Origin of the sequence: Crenobacter luteus (genome assembly GCF_004345725.1) — a bacterium.
In the GTDB taxonomy this organism is placed as follows: Bacteria; Pseudomonadota; Gammaproteobacteria; order Burkholderiales; family Chromobacteriaceae; genus Crenobacter; species Crenobacter luteus.
The window spans coordinates 127,399-151,230 of sequence record NZ_SLXG01000002.1 but is presented as its reverse complement, the minus strand read 5'-3'; the positions used below and the strand labels follow the sequence as shown (position 1 = coordinate 151,230).

Sequence of the window (23,832 nt, the reverse complement as noted above, 5' to 3'; positions counted from 1 at the left end):
GACCGCTTCAGTCGCGAAGCCCGATCAGACGTAGGTCGCCTTCAGGCGTTTTTCCGCCTCGGCCAGGTCCTTGGGCGGCTTGGTCGGCTCGATGCCGACCAGGCGTGCGATGTTGTTGCCCAGGTAGTCCTCCAGGTGATCCTCGTCGATGCCCAGCCCTTGGGGCGGGTCGGAGCACAGCACCTCGAGTTCGCGCAGCCACATGCCCGGCTCGTTCGGCGGCGAGTCGGTGCCGAACACGATCTTGTCGCGCGGCAGTTGCTTGGCGAATTCGACGATGCGCGACTGGAAGCACCAGCCCGACTCGCAGTAGACGTTCGGCGTGTCCATCGCCATCCAGAACGCCTCGAACGAGTAGTTGCCGCCGGTCTGGATGCCGAAGTGACCGATGATGAAGTTCACCATCGGGAACTCGCGGATGATCGGGTAGAACATCGTCGGGATGGTGTAGGGGCCGTCGCCGGTGTGGATCAGCACCACGATGTTGTACTTGGCGCAGACCTTCATCGCCGGGCGCAGCCAGTCGAGCGCGCGGTCCGGGCGATAGCCGTGCATGTTGGCGTGCAGCTTCACCATCTTGAAGCCGTACTCCTTGATGTGGAACTCCAGCTCGGCGGCGCCGTTTTCCGGGCCCCAGCGCGGGTTGAAGGTGAAGTTGCCGATGAAGCGGTCCGGGTACTTCTGGCACAGCTCGGCGATGTAGGACATGTAGTCGCGAATGCCCTCGCGGCCGCGGCGGTTGCCGTCGCGGTAGCCGGTGTTGCCCGGCGGCGGCTGGATGAAGCCCATGTCGATGCGGCGCGGCTTGCCGTTGATCATGTAGGGGCCGTCCATCAGCTTGAGCATGCGCTCGCCGTTGAACGGTTCGCCGGTGTGGCGCCAGGCCTCGTCGACGAGGTTGGTCGGGTGCAGGTGGGTATCGATGATCATTGCATTCTCTCCGGCAAGGTCACGCGGTGACGGGGCGGTTGAGGATGGACTCGGCTTCGGCGATGGTTTTCGGCGCCGGCGTCGGCTCAAGGCCGATCATTCGCGCGATGTTGTTGCCGAGGTAGTCTTCGAGCGTGTCCTCGTCGAGGTTGAGGCCCTGCGGCGGCTCGTGGCACAGCACCTCGAGCAGGCGCAGCCACATGCCCGGCTCGTTCGGCGGGGTGTCGGTGCCGAACAGGATCTTGTGCTTGGGCAGCACCTTGGCGAACTCGACGATGCGCGACTGCAGGCACCAGCCCGACTCGCAATAGACGTTGGGCAGCTCCATCGCCCACTGCATCGGCTCGAACACGTAGACGCCGCCGGTCTGCACTCCGAAGTGGGCCATGATGAAGTTGACCTGCGGGAATTCCTTGATCATCGGAATCCACTCGGAGGGGATGCTGTACGGCCCGTCGCCGGTGTGCAGCTTGACCGGCACGCCGAGCTCGGCGCACTTCTCGAAGGCCGGACGCACCCAGTCGAGCGCGCGGTCCGGACGATAGGCGTGCATGTTCGCCTGCATCTGGACCATCTTGAAGCCATGCTCCTTGACGTAGCGCTCGATCGCCTCGACGCCGTTCTGCACGCCGCAGCGCGGGTTGTAGACGAAGCAGCCGATGAAACGCTCGGGGTAGGTCTGCACCATCTTCAGCGTGTACGCCATGTAGGCGTCGATCGACTCGCGGCCGGACAGCTCGCCGTCGGTCCAGGTGTAGATGGTGTTGCCCTGCGGCGGCTGGATGAAGGCCTTGTCGATGCGGCGCGGCTTGCCGTTGATGATGTACGGGCCGTCCATCATTTCCAGCAGGCGCTCGCCGGTGAACGGGTCGCCGTCGTGCCGCCAGGCCAGGTCGACCAGGTCGGTGGGATAGCAGCTGATGTCGATGATCATGTAGTCGATCTCCTGATATCGGGGAAGGATTTACTTCCAGGTCGCGGGCAGGCACGTCTTCGGTTCGGATGACCCTTGCTAAGCGCCGTGCGCTTTCCCCGGCCTTGCCGAGCCGTACGGCGACGTGGCTGCTGCTTGGACCCAGTATCGGGAGTCGAAACGGGCTTCGTACAATACTGTTTGACGCGGGGTTTGATACGTATTCGATATCGTCGGGCGACGACGGACGGGACGGGCGTGGCGGGGAGGAAGGCGCGCAAGGACGGCGAGCACCGCCCCGCGCGGGACGAACAGGGGGACGGCTCAGCCGGCCGGCGAAACCGTCGCAGCCACCAGGGTGCGCACCGCGTCGAGCACCGGCTGCGCACGCGCGCCCTGCCCGCGCGGCCAGACCGCGTAGAGGTTGTAGTGGGTCGGGATCACGACCTCGGTCACGGCGACGAGGCGACCGGCGCGCAACGCGTCGGCGACCAGCAGGCCGCGCCCGAGCCCGGCGCCCAGCCCGGCCTCGGCCGCCGCGACGAGGTTGGCCGCGTTGTCGAAGGACGCCACCGCGCGCGGCTCGGCCGGCTCCAGCCCCGCCGCCTCCAGCCAGGGCGACCAGCTGCGGCGCGTGTAGGCCAGGAGCGGCAGCTCGAGCACCCGCGCCGGCGCCAACGGCCACGTCATCCCCCGCGCCGCCAGCAGCGCCGGCGACGCCACCACCGTCAGCCTGTCGCCCGACACCAGCGCCATTTCGCAGTCGCTCCACTCGCCGTAGCCGTAGCGCAGCGACACATCGACCCGCTCGAACGACGGCCGCTCGGCGCGCGGCGTGCTCATGAACACCGGCACGCAGTCGGGCAACGCCGCCAGCAGGGCCGGCAGGCGCGCGTTGAGCCAGGCCTGCGCAAGCTCGGCGTCGATATCGATCGTCAGCGTCCGCGCCGCCGGCTCCGTCCTGACCGCCAGCAGCGCCCGCTCCATCTGCGCGACGCCGTCGGCGAGCACGCTGGCGAAGCGCTGCCCGGCGTCGGTCAGCACCACCCCTCCGCCTTCCCTGACGAACAGCGCCTGGCCGACGTAGTCCTCGAGCGTGCGTATCTGCTGGCTGATCGCGCTGTGCGTCAGGTCCAGCTCGCGTGCGGCCCGCGAGAAGCTGCCGGCCCGGGCGGCCTGCAGGAAGGCGCGCATCGCCTGCAGCGAGGGATAACGTTTGAGCATGACTGTTAGTCCAACTTACATGTATTGGCGGAAATCGTCGCTGGCCGGCACGCCGCGGCGATCCCGATAATCGGGCGATCGAGGCGCACGTGACAAGAATGCGCCCGGACAACCAGAGGAGACGAAGATGATCGCGATCGCAAGCAAGGACAAGCCACCGCCGTTCGCCCGGCAAGCCGCGCACCCGGAGCAGGATGCCTTTGCGGCCAGCGGGCGGCCGATGCCGGCCGCACCGCTCCCGCCCGTCACCTTCTGACGACGGGGCGACAATGGACATCCGACTGCTACGCTATTTTTCGGTGTTGGCCGAGGAGCTGCACTTCGGCCGCGCGGCGACCCGGCTGCACATGTCGCAGCCGCCGCTGAGCCAGCAGATCCGCCAGCTCGAAGACGTCATCGGCACGCCGCTGTTCGTGCGCAGCCACCACCGCGTCGAACTGACCGCCGCCGGCCGTACGCTCAAGGAGCAGGTCTCGCTGGTCTTCACCCAGCTCGAGCGGGCGATCGACCTGACGCGCCAGGCCGGACGCGGCCAGCTCGGCGAGCTCGAGATCGGCATGATGAGCTCGACCATGGTCGGCATCCTGCCCGACGCGCTGCGCGTCTTTCGCGAACGCTATCCGGGCGTGCGCTGGCGGCTGCACGAGCTGACGCCCGCCGCCCAGCTCGTCGCGCTCAAGGAAAGGCGCATCGACGTGTGCGTGTTCCGGCTCGGCTACGACGACCCGGCCGTACGCAACGAACTGCTGCACCACGAGCCCATACGCGCGGCGCTGCCCGCCGCCCACCCGCTGGCAAGCCGGGCGGCGATCTCGCCCGCCGAGCTCGCCGGCGAAGCCCTGGTCACCTTCGCGCTGGAACAGTCGCGCTTCGCCAACTACCTCTACCAGTGGTGCATCCAGGCCGGCTTCACGCCGCGGATCAGCCAGCAGGTCACCGAGGTCCAGACGCTGCTGAGCCTGGTGCGCACCGGCTTCGGCATCGCGCTGCTGCCGGCGTCGGCCGAACAGCTCGCGCCTCCCGGCGTGGTCTTCCGGCCGCTCTCGCCGGCGATGCCCGAGGTACCGCTGTTCGCCGTCTATCGCGCCGACGACGCCTCGCCCGTCCTCAGGCTCTTTCTCGACACGCTGCGCGAACTCGTCAAGCACAGCGAACGCGCCTCGCACGCCGCGCGCCGCGTCGCGGCCAGCGTCTGAGCGCCCGCTCCCGCCCTTCCCGGCCGCGGCGCAAGGCAAGACGCGCGCGGGCGGCGGCGACACGAGGAAGAGGCTGCGAGGACAACGCGTGAAAACCGCAGGGGCGCGAAATCGCGCCCCTGTCTGATGTCGGTTCAGCCGCCGCTGGCGGCCAGCTGCTCGGCCAAGGCGACCGCCTCGAACAGGCTGCCCGGCTCGGCGCGGCCGCTGCCGGCCAGATCGAGCGCGGTGCCGTGGTCGACCGAGGTGCGCACGATGGGCAGGCCGAGCGTGATGTTGATGCCGGCGCCGAAGCTCGCGTACTTGAGCACCGGCAGGCCCTGGTCGTGGTACATCGCCAGCACCGCGTCGGCCGTGTCGAGATAGCGCGGCTGGAACAAGGTGTCGGCCGGCAAGGGGCCGGTCAGGTGCAGGCCCTCGGCGCGCAGGGCTTCGAGCACCGGCGCGATCACGTCGATCTCCTCGCGGCCCAGGTGGCCCGATTCGCCGGCGTGCGGGTTGAGGCCCGCGACGAGGATATGCGGCTGCGCGACGCCGAACTTGGCGACCAGGTCGCGGTGCAGGATGCGGATCACCTCGGCCAGGCCGTCGCGCGTGATCGCCGCCGACACGTCCTTGAGCGGCAGGTGGGTGGTCGCCAGCGCGACGCGCAAACCGCCGCCGGCGAGCATCATCACCACGCGCGGCGTGCCGGTCTTTTCGGCGAGGTATTCGGTGTGGCCGGAGAACGGCACGCCGGCCTCGTTGATCACGCCCTTGTGCACCGGCGCGGTCACCATCGCGGCGAATTCGCCGGACAGGCAGCCGGCTATCGCGACGTCGAGCGTATCGAGCACGTAGCGACCGTTGGCCGGATCGAGCCGCCCGGCGACCGCCGGCGCCGCCAGCGGCACGTGCAGCACCTCGAGCGCGCCGGCCTCGGGCGCGGCGTCGCGCCGGTAGTCGACCAGCTTGACCACGCGGCCCAGTTGCCGCGCGCGCGCCGCGAGCAGTCCGCGGTCGGCGACGAGCACGCGGCGGCGCCCGGCCGGCCGGCTCGCCAGCGCCAGCAGCAGGTCCGGGCCGACGCCGGCCGGCTCGCCGGCGGTGATCGCGATCGGGGCGGCGTCCATTTATTTCTCGACCAGGCGCTCGTCGACGAAGGCCGAGTCGCGCAGCTGGCGCACCCAGTCGAGGTAGGCTTCCTCGATCTTGCGCGCGCGGATCTGCTGGCGGATCGCCAACTTCTCGCGCTCGCCGGACACGTCCTGCGTGCGCTTCTCCTCGACCTGGATCAGATGCCAGCCGAACGGCGAGCGCACCGGCGCGCTCACCTCGCCGATTTTCAGCGACAGCATCGCGCGCTCGAACTCGGGCACGGTATCGCCGGGCGACAGCCAGCCGAGCTCGCCGCCGCGGCTGTTGCTGGCGTCTTCCGAATAGAGGCGCGCCTGCTCGTCGAAGCGCGCGCCGCGCGCGATGCGGTCGCGGATCTGGTCGATGCGCAGGCGCGCGTCGGCTTCGGACACCGCCTCGTTGGTGCGGACCAGGATGTGGCGCACGCGCAGCTGCTCGACCATCTGCGCCGCGCCCTGCGTGCGCTTGTCGATCAGCTTGAAGATCACGAAGCCCTGCTGGGTACGCACCAGCTCGGTGTGTTCGCCGACCTTGAGGTTTTCGAGCAGCGAGACGAAGTTCGGCGGGAAGCCGGCGGCGCTGCGCCAGCCGAGCTCGCCGCCCGACAGCGCGTTCTTGGCATCCGAGTAGCTCGCGGCGACCTCGGCGAACGGCCGGCCGTCGCGGAGCGCGGCGAGCGCCGCCTGCGCGCGGCGGCCGCGCTCGTCGATCACCTTCGCGTCGGCGCGCTCGGGCACGCTGACGAGGATGGTCGCGAGCCGGTATTCGTTGCGCGACTGGCCCGACAGCGCGCTCTTCATCACCTGCTCGACCTCGCTGTCGGTGACGACGACGCGCGAGTCGACCTCGCGCTCCTTGAGACGGCCGAGCAGGATCTCGCGGCGGATCTCCTCGCGGAAGCGCGCCAGCGGGATGCCGTCCTTCTTCAACCGCGCCTCGAGGCCGGCGACGGTCAGCTTGTTCTGCTCGGCCAGACGCTGCACCGCGCGGTCGAGGTCGCCGTCGGCCAGGGTGATGCCGTTGTTTTGTGCGAACTGCAGCTGCACCTCCTCGGAGATCATCTGCTCGAGCACCTGGCGCTTGAGCGTCTCGGCCTCCGGCGGCGCGACCTTCTGGCGCCTGAGGTTGGCCGAGACCTCCTGGATCCGGGCGTCGAGCTGGCGCGCGGTGATCACGTTCTTGTTCACCACGGCGACGATGCGGTCGACGTCCTGAACGGCGGCGTGCGCGGTACCGAGCGCGGCGGCGAGCAGCAGGGCGATGAGTGTCTGTTTCATAGGCCTTGTCGAGGGTCGTTGATCTTGCTGTAGCCGGGGATCGCCAGACGCAGGGTATCGACCGGATTGCTGCCGATGCCGCCCAGGTCCTTCAGCTCCAGCTGCAGGAAGACCGCGTTCTTGGTATTGGTCAGGTCGGTCACGTAGCGTTGGCCGACCACGCGCGCCGTCCAGCAGCCGTCGTTGTACTCGACGCCGGCGAGCTGTTCGAGCGCGGTCTTGTCGGTCAGCGAGTAGTTGTTGCGCGCGACCACGTACCACTTCCTGGCAACCGGCCACTGCGCGGCGACGTCGACCTGCCGCAACGGCGCGCGGACGCCGCCGAAGCCGACGTCCTCGTCGCGGCCGTAGCGGTAGCGCAGGCTGACGGTCTTGCCCGGCTCGGGCGAGTAGCGCGCGCCCCATTCGTAGCGCTCGGTCTTGCCCAGTTGCTGGTTGTACTGGTAGCTCGCGTCGGCGCGCCAGGCGCGCGTCAAGTCGCCGCCGACGGTGGCGACCAGGTCGGAGCCGCGGTTTTCCAGCTCCTCGGGCGCGCCGGACAGGCTGATGCTGTCCTTCCTCAGGTAGTGGCGCTGGCCGAGCTCGACGCGCAGGCGCTCGAGGCCGGACGCGTCGTCGAGGTAGCGGCTGGACAGCGCAACCGTCAGCGCGTGCACGCCGTTGATGCGGTCCTGGCCGGTGAAACGGTTGGCGGTGAACAGCTGCGCGAAGCTGAAGTTCTTCTCGGCCGAGTCGAAGTTCGGCAGCTCGCTCTGGTCGCGCGTCGGCACGTTGACGTAGAACAGCCGGGGCTCGAGCGTCTGGGTGTGCGAGCGGCCGAACAAGGTGCTTGGGCGCTCGAACACGAGGCCGGCGTCGGTCGAGAAGACCGGCAGCGTGCGGCTGCGTCGCTCGGCCTGGCGCTCGCCCAGCGCGTCCAGCTCGTACTCGGTGACGTGCACGCCGAGCCGCGGGCGCAGAAAGCCCCAGTTGCGCTCGAAGGCCCACGCCACACTGGGGTAGACGACCAGCCGGTTGCCCTCCTGCAGCGTCGGATGGGTGAAGCGGGTGAACTCGGCGAACACGTCGGCCGAGAAGCCCGCCGGCAGCGCCTGCGTCGCGCTGCCGGACAGGCGCGGCAACAGCGCGTACGGCGGCGTCACCGGGGTGTCGGCGTCCTGCAGCGTCTGGTAGCGCAGCAGGCGCAACTGGCCGGACGCGCCGCCGCCGTCCCACGACCGGCCGTAGTTCAGCCAGGCGTCGCGCGCGAGGTTGACGTTGGACGCGATGTCGACGCGCGAGCCGAAGTCCTTGAAGTAGTCGGCGTCCGACACGTAGTTGAGGTCGTAGCCGAGGCTGAAGCCGGCGCCGAGGTTCTGCGCGTGGCGCGCGCGCCACGCGGCGCGGCCCTGCCCGTAGACCTTGTCGTCCGGCATCTGCTCGGTGAAGATCGAGCCGCTGTAGCCGGGCTGCAGGTAGCGGAACTCGGCGCCCAGCATCGCGCCGCGCTCGGCGAACACGCGCGGCGTCAGCGTCAGGTCGTAGTTGGGCGCGAGGTTGAAGTAGTAGGGCAGCGCGAGCTCGAAGCCGTCGGAACCGGTCTTGAGCACCGGCGCCAACAGGCCCGACTTGCGGCCGCCGTCGAGCGGGAAGTCGATCCATGGCGTGTAGAGGATGGGCACGCCCTGAAAGTCGAGCCGCGCGTGGCGCGCGACGCCGACGTTGCGCGTGTAGTCGACGTCTATCGTGCCGGCCTTCAGGTACCAGGAGTCGTCGCCCGGCGCGCAGGTGTTGGCGCGCGCGCGCACGAGCCGGTAGCGGTCGCGGCCCTTGAACTCGATCCTCTCGCCGTCGCCGCGCAGCGTGCGGCCGTCCTCGCCGCGGCCGGCGAAGCTCGCGTCGCTCGCCTCGCCCTCGCGGGTCGCGACGTTGTAGTCGAGCGCGTGCGCGTCGACGCGGTTGGCGCCGTCGACGAACTCGACCTTGTCGCCGGCCTTCACGCGGTTCTCGCTCTGGAAGTAGTCGAGCCAGTCGGCCTTGATCGTCTGGTCGTCGCGGCGGATCACGACGTCGCCGCGCGCCTGGATGCGGCTCTCCATCTGGCCGTCGATGCGGTCGGCGTCGATCACCGTCTGGCCGGGCGCGGCGGGCGGCGGCGTGTCGGCCGCGGCCGGCAGCGCGAACGCGGCCGCCAGCGCCAGGACGAGCGGGGAAGGACGCAAAATGGGCGGCGTCAAAGCCATATCGTGGGTCAACCAAGCCGGTATAGAATCTCGGCATTCTATCTCATTCCCGCAGCTTGAATACCGCCATGGAGCGTCTCGATTTGCTTAAGGCCTGGGTCGCCGGCCTCTACCCCGACACCGCGTTCGAGGTCGAATTCGCCGCCGCCGACGCCGACTTCCGCCGCTACTTCCGCGTCGTCCTGCCCGACGGCGGCAGCCGCATCGTGATGGACGCGCCGCCGGACAAGATGGACACCGAACCCTATGTGCGCGTCCGCGAAGTGTTCGCGATGGTCAACGTGCCGGCCATCCTCGCGCGCGACGCCGCGCAGGGCTTCATGCTGCTCGAGGACCTCGGCCGCGTGACCTACCTGTCCGCGCTGCAACACGACGAGCGCGAAGTCGTCCACAAGCACCTGCTGCTCGAGGCGGTCGACACGCTGATCGAGATCCAGCGGGCGAGCCGACCCGGCGTGCTGCCCGAGTACGACGCCGCCTTGCTGACGCGCGAACTGAACCTGTTCCCCGAATGGTTCTGCGCCAAGGAGCTCGGCCAACCGCTGAACTTCGCGCAACGCCAGCTGTGGGACGCCGGCGTCAAGGCGCTGCTGCCGGCGCTGACCAGCCAGGCCAAGGTATTCGTGCACCGCGACTTCATCGTGCGCAACCTGATGCTGACCCCGGGCCAGCCCGGCGTGCTCGACTTCCAGGACGCCGTCTACGGCCCGATCAGCTACGACCTCGTGTCCTTGCTGCGCGACGCCTTCGTCGAGTGGGACGAGGAGTTCGTGCTCGACGTCGCGGTGCGCTACTGGGAGAAGGCGCGCGCCGCGAATCTTCCGGTGCCGGCCGACATCGACGCCTTCTGGCGCGACTTCGAATGGATGGGCGTGCAGCGCCACCTGAAGGTCGCCGGCATCTTCGCCCGCCTCTACCACCGCGACGGCAAGGACAAGTACCGCGCCGAGATCCCGCGCTTCATCAAGTACCTGAAGAAGGCCACGCGCCGCTACGGCGAGCTCGCGCCGTTCTACCAGCTGCTGGTGCAACTGACCGGCCCGGACGAGGACGACGCCAGCGTCGACCGCGTGTTCAGCGCCACCCGCCTCGCGTCGGGCAAAGCATGAAGGCGATGATCCTCGCCGCCGGGCGCGGCGAACGCATGCGCCCGCTGACCGACGCCACGCCCAAGCCGCTCTTGACCGCCGGTTCGCAGCCCCTGATCGGCTGGCACCTGAAGAGCTTGGCCGAGGCCGGCGTCGCCGACGTCGTCGTCAACCACGCCTGGCTCGGCGACCAGATCGAGGCGCGGCTGGGCAGCGGCGCCGAGTGGGGCGTGCACATCGCCTACTCGGCCGAGGGCGACGCGCTCGAGACCGCCGGCGGCATCGCGACCGCGCTGCCGCTCTTGGGCAAGGCGCCGTTCATCGTCGTCAACGGCGACGTGCTGACCGACTTCCCGTTCGCGCGGCTGATCGACGCCGCGCGGAAGCTCGACGGCGAGCGCCGCCTCGCCCACCTGGTGCTGGTCGACAACCCGGCGCACCACGCCGCGGGCGACTTCTCGCTCGCCGCCGACGGCCGCGTGCTCGACGCGCCGGGGCTGACCTTCGCCGGCGTCGGCGTCTACCACCCGGCGCTGTTCGCGGGCCTCGCGCCGCACCGGCCGGCCAGGCTCGCGCCCTTGTTGCGCGCGGCGATGGCGCAAGGCCGGGTCAGCGGCGAACACTACCGCGGCCTGTGGCGCGACGTCGGCACGATCGAAAGGTTGGCCGAGGCCGACGCGATCGCGCGCGGCTGGCGATGAGCCACCGCCGCATCCTCGGCATCGACCCCGGCTCGCGCGCCACCGGCTTCGGCGTGATCGACGTGCTCGGCCACGAGCGCCACTACATCGCCTCAGGCTGCATCAAGACGCCGCCCGGCGCCGCCCTGCCCGAGCGCATCCGCGTGATCGTCGCGGGGCTGATCGAGGTGATCGACGCCTACGCGCCGACCGAGGCGGCGATCGAGCAGGTGTTCGTCAACGTCAACCCGGCGGCGACGCTGATGCTCGGCCAGGCGCGCGGCGCGGCGATCAGCGCGCTGGTGCTCAAAAAGCTCGCGGTGGCCGAATACACCGCGCTGCAGGTCAAGCAGTCGGTGGTCGGCCACGGCAAGGCGGCCAAGGAGCAGGTGCAGCACATGGTGGTGCACGCGCTCAAACTGTCCGGCACGCCGCAATCGGACGCCGCCGACGCGCTCGCCGTCGCGCTCACGCACGCCAACCACAGCCACGCCGCGCTCGCCGGCCTCGTCGCGCGCGGCTTCAAGGTCAGGGGCGGGCGGCTGGTTTGACGCAGGCCAAGGCGCGCGCGCCGGCGCCGCGCCATGCTTCGGGCACGACATCCCGGAGAAAGCCATGCTGAACGATTTCGTGCTCGCGCGCGTGCTGCACCTTCTCGCGGTGCTGTGGTGGCTGGGCGGCGTGCTGTTCGTCACCGCCGTGCTGCTGCCCGCGCTGCGCCGCCACGTCGCGCCCGAGCGGCAGTACCCGCTGTTCGAGACGCTCGAACACCGCTTCGCCTGGCAGGCGCGCGTCGCGACGCTCTTGGCCGCCGTGTCGGGCTTTTACCTCTTGAGCCTGACGGGCGGCGCAGCGCGCCTGGCCGCCAGCCCGTGGCTGATCGCGATGGTCGCGCTGTGGAGCGTGTTCGCGGCGATGCTGTTCGTGCTCGAGCCGTGGCTCTTGCACCGGCTGCTCGCCGCGCGCGCGTCGCGCGATCCGGCCGGCACGATGCGGCGGCTGCAGGCGCTGCACGTCGCGCTGTCGCTCGCCTCGCTCGCGGTGTTCGCCGCCGGCGTCGCCGGCGCGCACGGCGGCCTTTCCTGAACGGACCGCACCCCTCTAGCGGGGCGCGGCCAAGCTTTACACACGCAAGGACGAACATGATCGGACGCCTGATCGGCACCCTGATGGAAAAACAGCCGCCGCAGGTGGTGGTGAACGTCGGCGGCGTCGGCTACGAAGTCGACGTGCCGATGAGCACCTTCTACCAGCTGCCGCACCTGAACGACCCCGTCACGCTGTTCACCCACCTCGCGGTGCGCGAGGACGCCCACCTCTTGTACGGCTTCGCCAGCCGCGCCGAGCGCGAGACCTTCCGCCAACTGATCAAGGTCAGCGGCATCGGCGCCAAGATCGCGCTGGCCATCCTGTCGGCGCTGACCGCCGACGAGCTGGCGGTCGCGATCGCGTCCGAGGACATCAAGCGCCTGTCGTCCATCCCCGGCATCGGCAAGAAGACCGCCGAGCGGCTGGTGCTCGAATTGCGCGGCAAGCTCGTCACAGGCGGCGTGGTCGCCACGCCGGGCGGCCTGCCGCTGGCGCCCGAGCCGCAGCCTTCCGACGACATCGCCAACGCGCTGCTGGCGCTCGGCTACAACGAGAAGGAGGCCGCCGCCGCGCTCAAGACGCTGCCGGCGAACGTCGGCGTCAGCGAGGGCATCCGCCTCGCGCTCAAGGGACTGGTGAAGGGATAAGCGATGGCCAACGTCGCGGTACTGATCGACGCCGACAACGTCTCGCCCGACTGGATCGGCAACGTGCTCGAGGAGGCCAGCCGGCTCGGCGTGCTGGCCCTCAAGCGCGTCTACGGCGACTTCAGCAAGCACGACCGCGCCTGGCGCGAGCTGTGCGCGCGTTTCGCGATCCACCCGGTGCAGCAGTTTCCGAACACCAAGGGCAAGAACGCGTCCGACATCGCGATGGTGATCGACGCGATGGACCTGTTGCACTCGGGGCGCTTCCACAGCTTCTGCCTGGTGTCGAGCGACAGCGATTTCTCGCGGCTGGCGACGCGGCTGCGCGAGGATGGGCTCGAGGTGTGGGGCTTCGGCGAGCAGAAAACGCCGGCCGCCTTCGTCAACGCGTGCAGCAAGTTCGTCTACGTCGAGATCCTCGGCAGCGAGCCGGACGACGACGCGCCGAGCCGCGAGAACGAGGCGCCGAAGAAGAAGGCCGCGCTGCAACCCTTGTCGCGCGCGCTGCGCCAGCGCTTCCGCCAGGCGATCGAGAGCCGCTGCGACGACGAGGGCTGGGCCAACCTCGGCCCGGTCGGTTCCTTGCTCGGCGAATGGATGCCGGACTTCGACCCGCGCAACTACGGTTTTCGCAACCTGTCCGACCTCGTCAACAAGTCCGGCTGGTTCGAGATCAGCCAGGACGGCGCGCGCGGCAACTTCCTGATCCGGCTCAAGCAGGGCAACGGCAAGAAGGGCTGACACCCGGCGTCTAAAACTCAAAGGCTCGGCCAACCCTCCCAAGGTTGGCCGAGCCTTTTTCACGTCCCACGCCCCGCCCTCAACGGAACGCCGCGCACGGGTCGGGCCGCGGCTGCGGCGCGATAGCCACCGCGACGTCGAAGACGCCGGGCGCGGCCGCCTCCTCGACGTAGCCGACCGACAGCGCCGGCGCCGCCAGCCAGCGCGGCACGCCGACGTCGCGGCGCACGTGGCCGTTGCCGGCGATCAGCGCCACGCCGCGCGCCGCGTGCGCATCGACGATGGCCGCCATCACCGCGTCGCGCGCGATCTGCGCGTCCGCCATCCGCGCCACCACGGCCGCCGGCAGCTTGCCGCAATGGCCGGCCTCGACCTCGCGGCGCTGCGCGGCGACGAGCTCGGCCGGCGGCTCGGCCAACCTGGCCGCCCACGCGTCGCCCAGCACCGGCGCGACGCCCTCGCGCATCACCCGCGCCGCGTCCGCGCGCGACAGGTTGGCCGCGACGACGGGCAGGTCGTAGTCCAGCGCCAGCGCGACCAGCGGCCGGTACAAGCTCCAGTCCCAGCCCGACGCCGCCGGCGCGACGTCGCCGAGGCCGGCGCGGATCACGCAGTCCGGGTCGCGCCCGCAACGCGGCCGCGCCGCGTCGAGCGCGCCCTGCCGTTCGCGGTCGAACTGCTCGAAGGCCAGCGCCGGCCGCCAGCCGCCCTCCACCGCGCGCGCCAGCGCCGCCAGCCGCTTGGCATGGCCGTCGGCGTTGTCGTGCACCTCGCCCAGCAGCACGACGCGGTGCGCAGCCAGCCGCTCGGGCGTCCAGGCCGCGCGCGGGCCCGGGGCGGCGCAGCCGGCCAGCCCCAGAAGGACGGAAAAAACGATCGCGACACGCATGAATCGGGCTCCTCGACAAGGGACGCGGCCACGCCTGGCCGTGCCCCGCTTGCGACTACGTTACACTAGCGGCTGTTCCGTGCCTTTTGCAGCGAAATCCCGCCATGATCGAAACCGACAACCTGATCGGCGGCGCGCCCGAGCGCCGCATCGTCACCCAGCAGAGCCTGTCGCAGCAGGAAGAAGCGCTCGAGCGCGCGCTGCGTCCCAAACTGCTCGACGAATACGTCGGCCAGAAGAAGGCGCGCGAGCAGCTGGAAATCTTCATCGAGGCGGCCAAGAAGCGCGGCGAGGCGCTCGACCATGTGCTCTTGTTCGGCCCGCCGGGCCTGGGCAAGACCACGCTGGCGCACATCGTCGCGCGCGAACTCGGCGTCAACCTGCGCCAGACCTCCGGCCCGGTGCTGGAGCGCGCCGGCGACCTCGCGGCGCTTCTCACCAACCTCGAACCGCACGACGTGCTGTTCATCGACGAGATCCACCGCTTAAGCCCCGTCGTCGAGGAAATCCTCTACCCGGCGCTCGAGGACTACCAGATCGACATCATGATCGGCGAAGGCCCGGCGGCACGCTCGGTCAAGATCGACCTGCCGCCGTTCACGCTGGTCGGCGCCACCACGCGCGCCGGCATGCTGACCAACCCGCTGCGCGACCGCTTCGGCATCGTCGCGCGACTGGAGTTCTACAACGCCGACGAACTGACCCGCATCGTCGCGCGCTCGGCCAACCTTCTGAACGTGCAGCTGTCCGACGACGGCGCCTTCGAGGTCGCGAGGCGCAGTCGCGGCACGCCGCGCATCGCCAACCGCCTCTTGCGCCGCGTGCGCGACTACGCCGAGGTGAAGGCCGACGGCGTGGTCACCGCCGCCGTCGCCGACGCGGCGCTGGCGATGCTCGACGTCGACCACGCCGGCCTCGACGTGATGGACCGCAAACTGTTGCAGGCCATCCTCGAGAAGTTCGCCGGCGGGCCGGTCGGCCTGGACAACGTCGCGGCGGCGATCGGCGAATCGACCGACACCATCGAGGACGTGATCGAACCCTTCCTGATCCAGCAGGGCCTGTTGCAGCGCACGCCGCGCGGCCGGATGGCGACCGCGCTCGCCTTCGCGCACTTCGGCCTGCCGACGCGGGACTGACCATGCGCTTCGGCGTCGACCTCGGCGGCACCAAGATCGAACTGATCGCGCTGGACAGCGACGGCCGCACGCTGCTGCGCCGCCGCGTGCCGACGCCGCAGGGCGACTACGCCGGCACGCTGTCCGCGATCAAGGCGCTGGTCGACGCGGCCGAGGCCGAGCTGGGCGTCACCGCGACGCTCGGCTTCGGCACGCCCGGCGCGCTCTCGACGCTCACCGGCCGCATCAAGAACGCCAACTCGACCTGCCTGAACGGCCAGCCCTTGAAGGAAGACCTGGAAGCGCTGTTCGGCCGCGAAGTGCGCATCGCCAACGACGCCAACTGCCTCGCGCTGTCGGAAGCCGCAGACGGCGCGGCAGCCGGCGCCCCCGTCGTGTTCGCCGTCATCCTCGGCACCGGCGTCGGCGGCGGGCTGGTGGTGAACGGCCGACTGATCGAGGGCGCCAACCGCGTCGCCGGCGAGTGGGGCCACAACCCGCTGCCCTCGCCCGAGGCGGCCGACCTTCCGCTGCCCGCCTGCTACTGCGGCCGCATGGGCTGCATCGAGACCTATCTGTCCGGCCCCGGCATGGCGGCGGACCACGCGCGGCTCAACGGCGTGACGCTCACCGCCGCCGAGATCGTGAAGTTGGCCGAGGGCGGCGACGGCGCTTGCGCGCAAGCGACGCTGGAGCGCTACGAGCGCCGGCTGGCCAGGTCGCTCGCCGGCGTGATCAACCTCGTCGACCCCGACGTGATCGTGCTCGGCGGCGGGCTGTCGAACGTCGCGCGGCTCTATGACACCGTGCCGAGGCTGTGGACCGAATGGGTGTTTTCCGATGCGGTCGCGACGCGGCTCGTGCCGCCGAAGCACGGCGACAGCTCGGGGGTGCGGGGCGCGGCGTGGCTGTGGGCGGAATAAGGCGCCCTATCTCATTGGGTCAACAAACAAGACCCTCAGACAACAAAGCTCGGCCAACCCTCGAAGGTTGGCCGAGCTTTTCAATGCGACGCCGAATGCGCTCAGGCGGTCAGCTTCTCCAGCGCCTCGCGGTACTTGTCGGCGGTCTTCTGCGCGACCTCCAAAGGCACGGCCGGCGCCGGCGGCTGCTTGTTCCAGCCGGTGGACTCGAGCCAGTCGCGCACGAACTGCTTGTCGAACGACGGCGGGTTGGTGCCCTCGGCGTAGCTCTCGGCCGGCCAGAAGCGGCTGGAATCGGGCGTCAGCGCCTCGTCCATCAGCGTCAGCGTGCCGTCTTCGTCGAGGCCGAATTCGAACTTGGTGTCGCAGATGATGATGCCGCGGCTCGCGGCGTATTCGGCGGCGGCGCTGTACAGCGCGATCGCGGTGTCGCGCACCTTGGCGGCCAGTTCCTTGCCGATGACGGCTTCGCACTGTTCGTACGAGATGTTCTCGTCGTGGTCGCCGACGGCGGCCTTGGTCGACGGCGTGAAGATCACCTCGGGCAGCTTGCTGGCCTCTTTCAGGCCGGCCGGCAGCTTGATGCCGCACACCGAACCGCTTTGCTGGTATTCCTTCCAGCCCGAACCGGCCAGGTAGCCGCGCACGATCGCCTCGACCGGCACCGGCTTGAGGCGCTTGGCGACCACCGCGCGGCCTTCGACCAGCGGCAGCTCGGCCGCCGGTACCACGTCCTCGACCTTGTCGCCGGTGAAGTGGTTGGGGACGAGGTCTTTCAGCTTGTCGAACCAGAAGTTCGAGATCGCGGTCAGGATCTGGCCCTTGCCCGGGATCGGGTCGGGCAGGATCACGTCGAAGGCCGACAGGCGGTCGGTGGCGACCATCAGCATGCGCTTGTCGTCGATCTCGTACAGGTCGCGGACCTTGCCGGAGTAGATTTTCTTGAGGCTCAGCGAAGTCGGGGTGCCGGTCATGTTTGCTATTCCAGAAATGACGAGGCGACCGGCTCGCGGTCGCCTCGGGCGTGTTACAGGGTGTCCTTGAGCGCCTCGGCCTGCGTCAGCGCGGCCTCGGCCGAATCGGCGAGCACGGTGAAGTGCCCCATCTTGCGACCCGGGCGGGCTTCCTTCTTGCCGTAGAGGTGCAACTCGACGTTGGGCGCTTCCATCAGCACCGCCCAGTTCGGCTCGCCGCCGCCCTCGAGCCACACGTCGCCCAACAGGTTGACCATCACCGCGGGCTTCAGGAGCGTGGTGCTGCCGGGCAACAGGCCGCACATCGCGCGCACCTGCTGCTGGAACTGGCTGGTGACGCAGGCGTCGAGCGTGTAGTGGCCGGAGTTGTGCGGACGCGGCGCGATCTCGTTGACCAGCAGCGTGTCGTCCTCGAGCACGAAGAATTCGACCGCCAGCACGCCGACGTAGTCGAGCGCGTCGGCCAGCTGGCGCGCCATCTGCTGCGCCTGTTCCGCAAGGGCGGCGGGAATGCCGGCCGGCACGATAGACACGTCGAGGATGCCGTTGACGTGGCGGTTCTCGGCGACCGGGAAGGTGCTCATCTGCGCGTGGGTGACGCGGGTGACGACCACCGACACCTCGGTTTTCAGTTCGACGCGCTTTTCGAGCACGCAGGCCTGGCCGCCGAGGTTGGCGTAGGCGGCGCGGGCGGCCTCGGGCGTGTCGACGCGCACCTGGCCCTTGCCGTCGTAGCCGAGCCGCGCGGTCTTGAGGATGCCCGGCAGATAGGGTTCGAGCTCGGTGTGCAGGTCGTCGACGGTTTCGATCGCCAGATACGGCACGGTCGCGAGGCCGGCCTTCTTGACCCAGCCCTTCTCGACGATGCGGTCCTGCGCGACGGCGACGCAGTCGCCCGACGGACTGACGCGCACGCCGCGGCGCGCCAGATCGCGCATCGCGTCGGCGTTGACGTTTTCGAATTCGGTGGTGACGGCGGCGCAGGTCTTGGCCAACGTTTCGAGCGCCTGCGCGTCGTTGAACGGCGCCGCAAGGTGCACGTCGGCGAAGTCGGCCGCCGGCGCGAGCGGGTCCGGGTCGAGCACGGTGACGCGGTAGCCCATGGTCTTGGCGGCGGCGGCGAACATGCGGCCGAGCTGGCCGCCGCCGAGGATGCCGAGCATGGCCGGCGGCAGGATGGCTTTGGCGCTCATGCGTCGAGCTCCGGCAGGGTCATCGCCAGCACCGTTTCGGTCTGCTTTTGGCGGAAGGCGTCGAGCCTGGCGGCGAGGTCGGCGTCGTGGTTGGCGAGCAGCGCGACCGCGAACAGCGCGGCGTTGGCGGCGCCGGCCTCGCCGATCGCGAAGGTGGCGACCGGCACGCCCTTGGGCATCTGCACGATGGAAAGCAGCGAATCCTCGCCGCGCAGGTAGCGCGACGGCACCGGCACGCCGAGCACCGGCACGGTGGTCTTGGCGGCGAGCATGCCCGGCAGGTGGGCGGCGCCGCCGGCGCCGGCGATGATGGCCTTGATGCCGCGGCCGCGCGCCTGTTCGGCGTATTCGAACATCAGGTCGGGGGTGCGGTGCGCCGACACGACGCGGGTCTCGCAGGGCACGCCGAAGTCCTTGAGCACCCGGGCGGCGTGCTGCATCACCTCCCAGTCGCTGTTGCTGCCCATTACGATGCCGACTTCGATCATGGCGTCACTCCGTGCGGAATAAAGTCCGCCATTTTAGCGAAGGCCGCGTACCGCCCCAATCGGGGCGGTCCCTAGGAGGGCGGCGCGGGCGGACCGGTCTTCCCTTTATAGCTTGGGCAGCTCTTCGCGCGCGCGCGCGGCGGCGGCGCTCTTCGGGTAGAGCTTGATCAGACGGTTGAGCGTCGCGCGCGCGATGTCGGCCTGGCCGAGGTCGCGCTGGCAGTTGGCGACGTTGCGCAAGGCGTCGGGCGCCTTCGGATGGTTGGGGTACTTGTCGGCGAAGCGGCGGTGGATGTCGATCGCCGCGTCGTACTGCTTCTGCGCGGTGTGCGCGACGCCGAGCCAGTATTGCGCGTCCGGCGCCTGGTCGGCCGCCGGGTTGGCGGCGAGGTAGCGCTGCAGCGCGTCGGTCGCCTTCGGAAAGTCGCGGTTGCGCAACAGCGTCAGCGCGCGCTCGAAGTCCGGGCCGGCCTGCGCCTTCTCCTCGGCCGGCGGCGGTGCGACGGCGCTGGCCGGGGCCGGCTTCTCGGCGCCGCCCTCGATCCGGCCGAGCCGGCCGTCGAGGTCGTTGTAGAGGTCGTTCTGGCGCTTCTGCGTGGTCTGCAGGTTATAGGCCTGCATCTCGACCTCGCCCTTCAGGCGTGCGACTTCGGCGCGCAGGCCGTCGATCTGGCCGATCATCTCGAGCAGCTTCTCGTTCGACAGCTTGGTTTCGATCTGCTCAAGGCGCTGCTGCGCCTGCCGGTTGACCGACTCGATCTGGCGGCGGGTTTCCTCGACCTCGCCGGTCGTGGCGCAGCCGGCCACGGCGCCGAGCAGCAGGCCGGCGGCGATCAGGCGGGGGGGCAGTCTCATGGTGACTCCTCGGAACGGACAAGACCGGGCACGCAGGCCCGGTCCGGTTCTGACACAGGGGGCGCGGCGCTTAGCGGCCGTCGTAGACGATGTCGGCGCGGCGGTTCTCGGCGTGGTCGGCCTCGCTGTTACCGGTGGCGCGCGGCTTCTCCTTGCCGTAGCTGACCGCCTCGACCTGGCTCTCCTTGACGCCCAGCACCTGCAGCGACTTCTTCACCGCCTCGGCGCGACGTTGGCCGAGCGCGAGGTTGTATTCGCGGCTGCCGCGCGCGTCGGTGTTGCCCTGGATCTGCACGGCCTGCTCCGGGCGGCCGGCCAGGTAGCCGGCGTGCGCCGACACGGTGGCCTTGTCGGCGTCGCGCAGCGCCGACGAGTCGAAGTCGAAGTAGACGCTGCGCTTGGCCAGCGGGCTGTTCGGGTCTTTCAGCGGGTCGAGCGCGCCGGCACCGCCGGCGCCACCCGCGCCGCTGCCGTCGACGATGGTCGCACCGCTGCCGGCAGCCGCGGCGCCGGCGTCGGCCGGCTTGGTGCTCGAGCAGGCCGCCAGCGCGGCGACGATGGACAAGCCGATCAGCGAGGTCTTCCAGTTCATGGCATTTCCTTTTTCTTGGGTTAAGGCGTATTGAACGGCCCCCAGGCCGGGTCCTGCACGTCGCCGTCGACGGTGCCGAGCCGGATGCGCTGGCCGCTCTCCGGGTGCGCCGCGTACAGCACGCTCTTGCGGCCCTCGTCGCTGGCGTACAGCACCATCTGGCCGTTCGGCGCGAAGCTCGGGCGCTCGTTGTAGGCGGCGTCGGACAGCACGCGCGCGTCGCTGGAGCCGAACTCCTGCAGCATCACGCGAAAGCGCGCGCCCTCCTTGCGGATGTAGGTGAAGCGCCGGCCGTCCGGCGACACCTTGGGCGACACATTGTAGCTACCCTGCCAGGTCAGCCGCTGCGGCGTGCCGCCGCCGGCGTCGACGCGGTAGATCTGCGGGCCGCCGCTGCGGTCGGACACGAACAAGAGGCTCGCGCCGTCCGGCGTCCAGGTCGGCTCGGTGTCGATCGCGTCGCTGTAAGCGACGCGGCGTGGGCTGCCGCCGTCGGCGTTCATCACGTAGATCTGCGAGTTGCCGCTGGTGGTCAGCGTCAGCGCCAGCCGCGTACCGTCCGGACTCCACGCCGGCGCCGAGTTGCTGCCCTTGAAGTTGCCGACCGCGCGCCGCGCGCCGGTGGCCAGGTTCTGCACCCACACCACCGGCTTCCTGGTCTCGAACGACACGTAGGCAAGCCGCGACCCGTCGGGCGACCAGGCCGGCGAGATGATCGGCTCCTTCGAGCGCAGCACCGTCTGCGGCCGGCCGCCGTCGACGTCGGCGATCTGCAGCAGGTAGTCGCGCCCGCTCTTCATCACGTAGGCGATGCGGGTGTTGAACACCCCGCGCTGCCCGGTGACCGCTTCGTAGATCATGTCGGCGATGGTGTGCGCGACGTCGCGCGCGCGCTCGGGACCGACGGTGAACTCGCCCTGCGTCAGCTGGCGGCGGCTGCCGACCTCGACCAGTTCGAAGCGTATCCTCACCTGCCCGCCCGACGCCGGCTCGACGCGGCCGACCGCCAGGTACTTCGCGCCGGCCGCCTGCCAGTCGGCGTGGCGGATCTCGCCCGGCGCGAACGGCAGGTTGGCGACGCCGTCGGTCGGCAGCAGCCGGAACACGCCGGTGAAGCCCAGATCGCCCTTCACCGTCGGCGTCAGCGCTTCGCGCACGCGGCTGGCCTCGTCCTTGAACGGCACGACGGCGATCGGCAGCCGGCCGGCGTCGCCACCGACGATCTCGACCGTCATCTCGGCGCGCGCGACGAGCGCGACGGCGGCGAACACGAGCCCGGACAGCCAGCGGCGCCACGGGGTGGGAATAGTCATCGACATGGATTCTCCTGCTAGGTTCAACGGCGCGGCCGGCTCAACGCGGCCGGAACACCAGCCTGACGGTGCGTACGTCGTCGAACGTCATGCCGTCCATCAGGCTCGGGAAGGTGCGCGCCTCGCGGACGGCGCGCTGCACCGCCGCGTCGTAGCCGGCGTGGCCGCTCGAGCGGACCAGTTGCACCGAGCGCACCTCGAGGCTGGGCAGCAGCGCGACGCGCAGCTCGACCGACGGGTTGCCGGTCAGGTCGTCCGGCACCTCGACCAGCGGCCTCAGCTTCTGCACGACCCGGTTCTGGTAGGCCGCAAGGTTGGCCGAGCCGTTCGCCGCACCGCCCTCGGCGCCCTGCCCCTTCGCACCGGCCTGCGTCGCGCGGTCGCGGCCGGCACCCCGGCTGCCCTGGCCGAGCTCGGCCAACAGGTCGTCGGCCTCCTGGCTGGCGCGCGCGGCCGGCTTGGCGGCTGTCGCCGCCTTGTCCGGCGCGGGCCTGGCGCCGGTCTTCGCCTCGACCTTCGGCTTGGCTTCGGGCTTCGGCTGCGGTTTCGGTTCGGGCCTGGGTTCGGGTCTTGCTTCGACCCTGGGCGGGCGCTCCGGTTTCGGCGCTTCGGCCCGCATGTCGGCCCGCGGCGGCGCCTCCTTCGGCGGCTTGCGTCCGAGGTTGACCTCGGCCGGCGGGGTGGGCGGCGGCGCGGGGGCGGGTTCTGGCGCGGGCGGCGGCGCTTCGACCGGCGCGACCGGCTCGACGTCGGCCGCCGCGCTCTGGGCCGCCGGCGCAGCCGCGCCCTCCCACAGCTCGACCGACAGCGCGCGCGGCGTCTCGCGCTGCGGCTGCCACCACTGCGCCCACAGCACCGCCAGGGCGAGCACGGCGTGCAGCGCGGCGGAAGCGAACCACGGCCAGGCTCGACGCGTGCTCATCGCGCTGCGTTCTCCTGCCTGACGGTCAGCGCGACGCGCTTGACGCCGGCGCGGTACAGCTCGTCGGCGACCTTCACCACGTCCTGGTACTTCGACTCGCCGGACGCCGACACCGCGACCGGGCGGCCGGAGCCGGCCAGCTCGGCGACGCGCGGCAGCGCCGCGGCCATCGACGCGAAGGTCTGCCGGTCGTTCTCGTCGACCAGTTGCACGCCGCCGTCGGCCGCCAGCAGCAATTCGAGCGGCCGGCTGTCCGGCGCGCGCGCGTTCGACACGCTGGGCACGTCGATCACGCCGGGCGTGAACAGCGGCGTGGTCACCATGAAGATCACCAAGAGCACCAGCATCACGTCGATATAAGGCACGACGTTCATCTGGTTCATCTGGCGGCGGGGGCGTCGGTTCAGCATCTCGATGTCATCTCGTCTTTCGTCAGCGCACGCGCGCCAGCGTCAGGCCGTCGCCGATCGGCAGCACGGTCGCGTCGACGCGCGCGTCGTCGCGCAGCGCCGCGTTGAAGGCGGCGAGGATGGCGACGCCGGGCGGGTCGTCGGGCTGCGGCTCGGCGACCCGTCCGTTCAGGAACACGTTGTCGATCGCGATCACGCCGCCCGGGCGCACCAGCTTCAGGCAGGCCTCGAAGTAGGCCGGCGTGTTCGGCTTGTCGGCGTCGATCAGCGCGAAGTCGAAGCTCGCGGCGCGGCCCTCGGCCAACAGCGCCGCCAGCGTGTCGAGCGCCGGCGCGAGCCTGAGGTCGATCCTGTCCGCCACGCCGGCCGCGCGCCAGTGCTCGCGCGCGATCCGCGTGAAGCTGTCGGACACGTCGCAGGCGACGACGCGGCCGTCGGCGGGCAGCGCCTCGGCCACCGCCAGCGCGCTGTAGCCGGTGAACACGCCGATCTCCAGATAGCGGCGCGCGCCGGTCAGCCGCACCAGCCACTGCAGCAGCGCGCCCTGCTCGGGCGCGAGCTGCATCTTCGCGAGCCGGTGGCCGGCGGTCGCCTCGCGCAGCCGCGCCAGCGCCGGCGACTCCTTCACGCCGACGCCAAGCAGGTAATCGTACAGACGCCCGTCGAGCGAAAGGGTTCGCCGCGTCATCTTGTCCCTTTCAAATGACAAAACGCCCGAAAGGGCGTTCTGGCTGCGCTCGCCGGGCTATCAGTCGGGCTGGTAGACATAGGGCTTTTGCGGCACGCGCGCCTCCTTGAAGCGGCGCTGCTCGTCCAGGTCGAGCTTGCGGTCCCACCAGGTCAGGCGCAGCTCGCGGCGCTGCGAATCCACCTGGGGGTTCTGCTCGAGAAAACCGTTCATGAAACGGGTGAAATCCGACTGGTACATGCTCATGCTTGACCTCCACTAAACCGCGCTAGTGTACCGCAAAACGCGCAGCCGGCACCCCCGCTTGTCAGCCGCGTGCCAGCCGAAGTAGAATCGTCGCCGTA

27 protein-coding genes are annotated in these 23,832 nt (G+C 70.2%); 10 read left to right on the top strand and 17 right to left on the bottom strand.

What is annotated here, in order from left to right; genetic code table 11:
* Window positions 1–24: 24 nt before the first annotated feature.
* The 3 genes from EV683_RS02220 to EV683_RS02210 form a co-directional block, all read right to left on the bottom strand.
* On the bottom strand, window positions 25–930 hold the full coding sequence (locus tag EV683_RS02220; RefSeq protein WP_066609869.1) for an amidohydrolase family protein: 906 nt from the start codon (window positions 928–930) through the stop codon (window positions 25–27).
* Between the two features lie 19 nt (window positions 931–949).
* Window positions 950–1,864: an amidohydrolase family protein gene (locus EV683_RS02215; RefSeq protein ID WP_131861669.1), complete on the bottom strand. Its 915-nt coding sequence runs from the start codon at window positions 1,862–1,864 to the stop codon at window positions 950–952.
* Window positions 1,865–2,167: 303 nt separating this feature from the next.
* Window positions 2,168–3,067, bottom strand: a complete 900-nt coding sequence (locus tag EV683_RS02210) for a LysR family transcriptional regulator (protein ID WP_131861667.1) — start codon at window positions 3,065–3,067, stop codon at window positions 2,168–2,170.
* A gap of 127 nt (window positions 3,068–3,194) precedes the next feature.
* On the opposite strand from EV683_RS02210, the gene EV683_RS14665 reads away from it, so the two are divergent.
* On the top strand, window positions 3,195–3,323 hold the full coding sequence (locus EV683_RS14665) for a hypothetical protein (RefSeq protein WP_269446750.1): 129 nt from the start codon (window positions 3,195–3,197) through the stop codon (window positions 3,321–3,323).
* Between the two features lie 13 nt (window positions 3,324–3,336).
* Complete coding sequence (locus EV683_RS02205; protein ID WP_131861665.1) at window positions 3,337–4,263, top strand: LysR substrate-binding domain-containing protein; 927 nt, start codon at window positions 3,337–3,339, stop codon at window positions 4,261–4,263.
* A gap of 134 nt (window positions 4,264–4,397) precedes the next feature.
* On the opposite strand, the gene pdxA is transcribed toward EV683_RS02205, so the two are convergent.
* From pdxA to EV683_RS02190, 3 genes are read right to left on the bottom strand one after another with little or no spacing between them, the layout of a single operon-like run.
* Window positions 4,398–5,375 (bottom strand): 4-hydroxythreonine-4-phosphate dehydrogenase PdxA, encoded by a 978-nt coding sequence (gene pdxA, locus EV683_RS02200; RefSeq protein ID WP_131861663.1) that lies wholly within the window; start codon window positions 5,373–5,375, stop codon window positions 4,398–4,400.
* Window positions 5,376–6,656, bottom strand: a complete 1,281-nt coding sequence (locus EV683_RS02195) for a peptidylprolyl isomerase (protein WP_131861661.1) — start codon at window positions 6,654–6,656, stop codon at window positions 5,376–5,378.
* Window positions 6,653–8,872, bottom strand: a complete 2,220-nt coding sequence (locus tag EV683_RS02190; RefSeq protein ID WP_243694702.1) for an LPS-assembly protein LptD — start codon at window positions 8,870–8,872, stop codon at window positions 6,653–6,655. Before EV683_RS02190 ends, EV683_RS02195 begins: the two co-directional genes overlap by 4 nt.
* A 74-nt stretch (window positions 8,873–8,946) precedes the next feature.
* On the opposite strand from EV683_RS02190, the gene amgK reads away from it, so the two are divergent.
* From amgK to EV683_RS02160, 6 genes are all read left to right on the top strand, one after another.
* A complete protein-coding gene (amgK, locus tag EV683_RS02185) occupies window positions 8,947–9,987 on the top strand; it encodes an N-acetylmuramate/N-acetylglucosamine kinase AmgK (protein ID WP_131861657.1) in 1,041 nt (346 codons plus the stop codon).
* Window positions 9,984–10,667 (top strand): N-acetylmuramate alpha-1-phosphate uridylyltransferase MurU, encoded by a 684-nt coding sequence (gene murU / locus EV683_RS02180; RefSeq protein ID WP_131861655.1) that lies wholly within the window; start codon window positions 9,984–9,986, stop codon window positions 10,665–10,667. Before amgK ends, murU begins: the two co-directional genes overlap by 4 nt.
* The gene (ruvC, locus tag EV683_RS02175) at window positions 10,664–11,197 is read left to right on the top strand and encodes a crossover junction endodeoxyribonuclease RuvC (RefSeq protein ID WP_131861653.1); all 534 of its coding nucleotides are present in this window, start codon (window positions 10,664–10,666) and stop codon (window positions 11,195–11,197) included. Before murU ends, ruvC begins: the two co-directional genes overlap by 4 nt.
* A 64-nt stretch (window positions 11,198–11,261) precedes the next feature.
* Complete coding sequence (locus EV683_RS02170; RefSeq protein WP_131861651.1) at window positions 11,262–11,732, top strand: hypothetical protein; 471 nt, start codon at window positions 11,262–11,264, stop codon at window positions 11,730–11,732.
* A gap of 56 nt (window positions 11,733–11,788) precedes the next feature.
* Complete coding sequence (gene ruvA, locus EV683_RS02165; protein ID WP_131861649.1) at window positions 11,789–12,382, top strand: Holliday junction branch migration protein RuvA; 594 nt, start codon at window positions 11,789–11,791, stop codon at window positions 12,380–12,382.
* Window positions 12,383–12,385: 3 nt separating this feature from the next.
* Window positions 12,386–13,123, top strand: a complete 738-nt coding sequence (locus EV683_RS02160; protein ID WP_131861647.1) for an NYN domain-containing protein — start codon at window positions 12,386–12,388, stop codon at window positions 13,121–13,123.
* A gap of 79 nt (window positions 13,124–13,202) precedes the next feature.
* Here EV683_RS02160 and EV683_RS02155 read toward each other — a convergent pair whose 3' ends face one another.
* Window positions 13,203–14,012, bottom strand: a complete 810-nt coding sequence (locus EV683_RS02155) for a ChaN family lipoprotein (RefSeq protein ID WP_131861645.1) — start codon at window positions 14,010–14,012, stop codon at window positions 13,203–13,205.
* Window positions 14,013–14,116: 104 nt separating this feature from the next.
* Between EV683_RS02155 and ruvB the strand changes: the two genes are divergently transcribed.
* Window positions 14,117–15,151 carry a Holliday junction branch migration DNA helicase RuvB gene (ruvB, locus tag EV683_RS02150; protein ID WP_131861643.1) on the top strand — a complete coding sequence of 345 codons (1,035 nt, stop codon included), beginning with the start codon at window positions 14,117–14,119 and terminating at the stop codon, window positions 15,149–15,151.
* A 2-nt stretch (window positions 15,152–15,153) separates the two neighbouring features.
* A complete protein-coding gene (locus EV683_RS02145; RefSeq protein WP_131861641.1) occupies window positions 15,154–16,053 on the top strand; it encodes an ROK family protein in 900 nt (299 codons plus the stop codon).
* Between the two features lie 101 nt (window positions 16,054–16,154).
* On the opposite strand, the gene EV683_RS02140 is transcribed toward EV683_RS02145, so the two are convergent.
* From EV683_RS02140 to EV683_RS02095, 10 genes are all read right to left on the bottom strand, one after another.
* Window positions 16,155–17,027, bottom strand: a complete 873-nt coding sequence (locus tag EV683_RS02140) for a phosphoribosylaminoimidazolesuccinocarboxamide synthase (RefSeq protein ID WP_066610238.1) — start codon at window positions 17,025–17,027, stop codon at window positions 16,155–16,157.
* Window positions 17,028–17,080: 53 nt separating this feature from the next.
* Window positions 17,081–18,220: a 5-(carboxyamino)imidazole ribonucleotide synthase gene (locus EV683_RS02135; RefSeq protein WP_131861639.1), complete on the bottom strand. Its 1,140-nt coding sequence runs from the start codon at window positions 18,218–18,220 to the stop codon at window positions 17,081–17,083.
* Window positions 18,217–18,708: a 5-(carboxyamino)imidazole ribonucleotide mutase gene (gene purE, locus EV683_RS02130; RefSeq protein ID WP_131861637.1), complete on the bottom strand. Its 492-nt coding sequence runs from the start codon at window positions 18,706–18,708 to the stop codon at window positions 18,217–18,219. Before purE ends, EV683_RS02135 begins: the two co-directional genes overlap by 4 nt.
* Window positions 18,709–18,813: 105 nt before the next feature.
* Window positions 18,814–19,563, bottom strand: coding sequence for a tol-pal system protein YbgF (gene ybgF / locus EV683_RS02125; protein ID WP_131861635.1), 750 nt, complete (start codon window positions 19,561–19,563; stop codon window positions 18,814–18,816).
* A gap of 70 nt (window positions 19,564–19,633) precedes the next feature.
* Window positions 19,634–20,155, bottom strand: a complete 522-nt coding sequence (gene pal / locus EV683_RS02120) for a peptidoglycan-associated lipoprotein Pal (RefSeq protein WP_066610231.1) — start codon at window positions 20,153–20,155, stop codon at window positions 19,634–19,636.
* Between the two features lie 20 nt (window positions 20,156–20,175).
* Complete coding sequence (gene tolB, locus EV683_RS02115; RefSeq protein WP_243694701.1) at window positions 20,176–21,468, bottom strand: Tol-Pal system beta propeller repeat protein TolB; 1,293 nt, start codon at window positions 21,466–21,468, stop codon at window positions 20,176–20,178.
* Between the two features lie 40 nt (window positions 21,469–21,508).
* A complete protein-coding gene (tolA, locus tag EV683_RS02110; RefSeq protein WP_131861631.1) occupies window positions 21,509–22,390 on the bottom strand; it encodes a cell envelope integrity protein TolA in 882 nt (293 codons plus the stop codon).
* On the bottom strand, window positions 22,387–22,800 hold the full coding sequence (locus EV683_RS02105; protein ID WP_066610222.1) for a biopolymer transporter ExbD: 414 nt from the start codon (window positions 22,798–22,800) through the stop codon (window positions 22,387–22,389). Before EV683_RS02105 ends, tolA begins: the two co-directional genes overlap by 4 nt.
* Window positions 22,801–22,822: 22 nt before the next feature.
* On the bottom strand, window positions 22,823–23,488 hold the full coding sequence (locus tag EV683_RS02100; protein WP_131861630.1) for an O-methyltransferase: 666 nt from the start codon (window positions 23,486–23,488) through the stop codon (window positions 22,823–22,825).
* Window positions 23,489–23,548: 60 nt separating this feature from the next.
* Complete coding sequence (locus tag EV683_RS02095) at window positions 23,549–23,734, bottom strand: DUF3460 family protein (protein ID WP_407919274.1); 186 nt, start codon at window positions 23,732–23,734, stop codon at window positions 23,549–23,551.
* Between the last annotated feature and the right edge of the window lie 98 nt (window positions 23,735–23,832).

Bases quoted from the DNA above. Each gene is read 5' to 3' on its own strand.
- tolA (WP_131861631.1), bottom strand. From the start codon at position 22,390: ATGAGCACGCGTCGAGCCTGGCCGTGGTTCGCTTCCGCCGCGCTGCAC.
- amgK (WP_131861657.1), top strand. From the start codon at position 8,947: ATGGAGCGTCTCGATTTGCTTAAGGCCTGGGTCGCCGGCCTCTACCCC.
- murU (WP_131861655.1), top strand. From the start codon at position 9,984: ATGAAGGCGATGATCCTCGCCGCCGGGCGCGGCGAACGCATGCGCCCG.
- EV683_RS02220 (WP_066609869.1), bottom strand. From the start codon at position 930: ATGATCATCGATACCCACCTGCACCCGACCAACCTCGTCGACGAGGCC.
- EV683_RS02170 (WP_131861651.1), top strand. From the start codon at position 11,262: ATGCTGAACGATTTCGTGCTCGCGCGCGTGCTGCACCTTCTCGCGGTG.
- purE (WP_131861637.1), bottom strand. From the start codon at position 18,708: ATGATCGAAGTCGGCATCGTAATGGGCAGCAACAGCGACTGGGAGGTG.
- EV683_RS02160 (WP_131861647.1), top strand. From the start codon at position 12,386: ATGGCCAACGTCGCGGTACTGATCGACGCCGACAACGTCTCGCCCGAC.
- EV683_RS02205 (WP_131861665.1), top strand. From the start codon at position 3,337: ATGGACATCCGACTGCTACGCTATTTTTCGGTGTTGGCCGAGGAGCTG.
- EV683_RS02195 (WP_131861661.1), bottom strand. From the start codon at position 6,656: ATGAAACAGACACTCATCGCCCTGCTGCTCGCCGCCGCGCTCGGTACC.
- pdxA (WP_131861663.1), bottom strand. From the start codon at position 5,375: ATGGACGCCGCCCCGATCGCGATCACCGCCGGCGAGCCGGCCGGCGTC.
- EV683_RS02105 (WP_066610222.1), bottom strand. From the start codon at position 22,800: ATGCTGAACCGACGCCCCCGCCGCCAGATGAACCAGATGAACGTCGTG.
- EV683_RS02135 (WP_131861639.1), bottom strand. From the start codon at position 18,220: ATGAGCGCCAAAGCCATCCTGCCGCCGGCCATGCTCGGCATCCTCGGC.
- ruvB (WP_131861643.1), top strand. From the start codon at position 14,117: ATGATCGAAACCGACAACCTGATCGGCGGCGCGCCCGAGCGCCGCATC.
- EV683_RS02145 (WP_131861641.1), top strand. From the start codon at position 15,154: ATGCGCTTCGGCGTCGACCTCGGCGGCACCAAGATCGAACTGATCGCG.
- EV683_RS02155 (WP_131861645.1), bottom strand. From the start codon at position 14,012: ATGCGTGTCGCGATCGTTTTTTCCGTCCTTCTGGGGCTGGCCGGCTGC.
- ybgF (WP_131861635.1), bottom strand. From the start codon at position 19,563: ATGAGACTGCCCCCCCGCCTGATCGCCGCCGGCCTGCTGCTCGGCGCC.
- pal (WP_066610231.1), bottom strand. From the start codon at position 20,155: ATGAACTGGAAGACCTCGCTGATCGGCTTGTCCATCGTCGCCGCGCTG.
- EV683_RS02215 (WP_131861669.1), bottom strand. From the start codon at position 1,864: ATGATCATCGACATCAGCTGCTATCCCACCGACCTGGTCGACCTGGCC.
- EV683_RS02210 (WP_131861667.1), bottom strand. From the start codon at position 3,067: ATGCTCAAACGTTATCCCTCGCTGCAGGCGATGCGCGCCTTCCTGCAG.
- EV683_RS02095 (WP_407919274.1), bottom strand. From the start codon at position 23,734: ATGAGCATGTACCAGTCGGATTTCACCCGTTTCATGAACGGTTTTCTC.
- EV683_RS02100 (WP_131861630.1), bottom strand. From the start codon at position 23,488: ATGACGCGGCGAACCCTTTCGCTCGACGGGCGTCTGTACGATTACCTG.
- ruvC (WP_131861653.1), top strand. From the start codon at position 10,664: ATGAGCCACCGCCGCATCCTCGGCATCGACCCCGGCTCGCGCGCCACC.
- EV683_RS14665 (WP_269446750.1), top strand. From the start codon at position 3,195: ATGATCGCGATCGCAAGCAAGGACAAGCCACCGCCGTTCGCCCGGCAA.
- ruvA (WP_131861649.1), top strand. From the start codon at position 11,789: ATGATCGGACGCCTGATCGGCACCCTGATGGAAAAACAGCCGCCGCAG.
- tolB (WP_243694701.1), bottom strand. From the start codon at position 21,468: ATGACTATTCCCACCCCGTGGCGCCGCTGGCTGTCCGGGCTCGTGTTC.
- EV683_RS02140 (WP_066610238.1), bottom strand. From the start codon at position 17,027: ATGACCGGCACCCCGACTTCGCTGAGCCTCAAGAAAATCTACTCCGGC.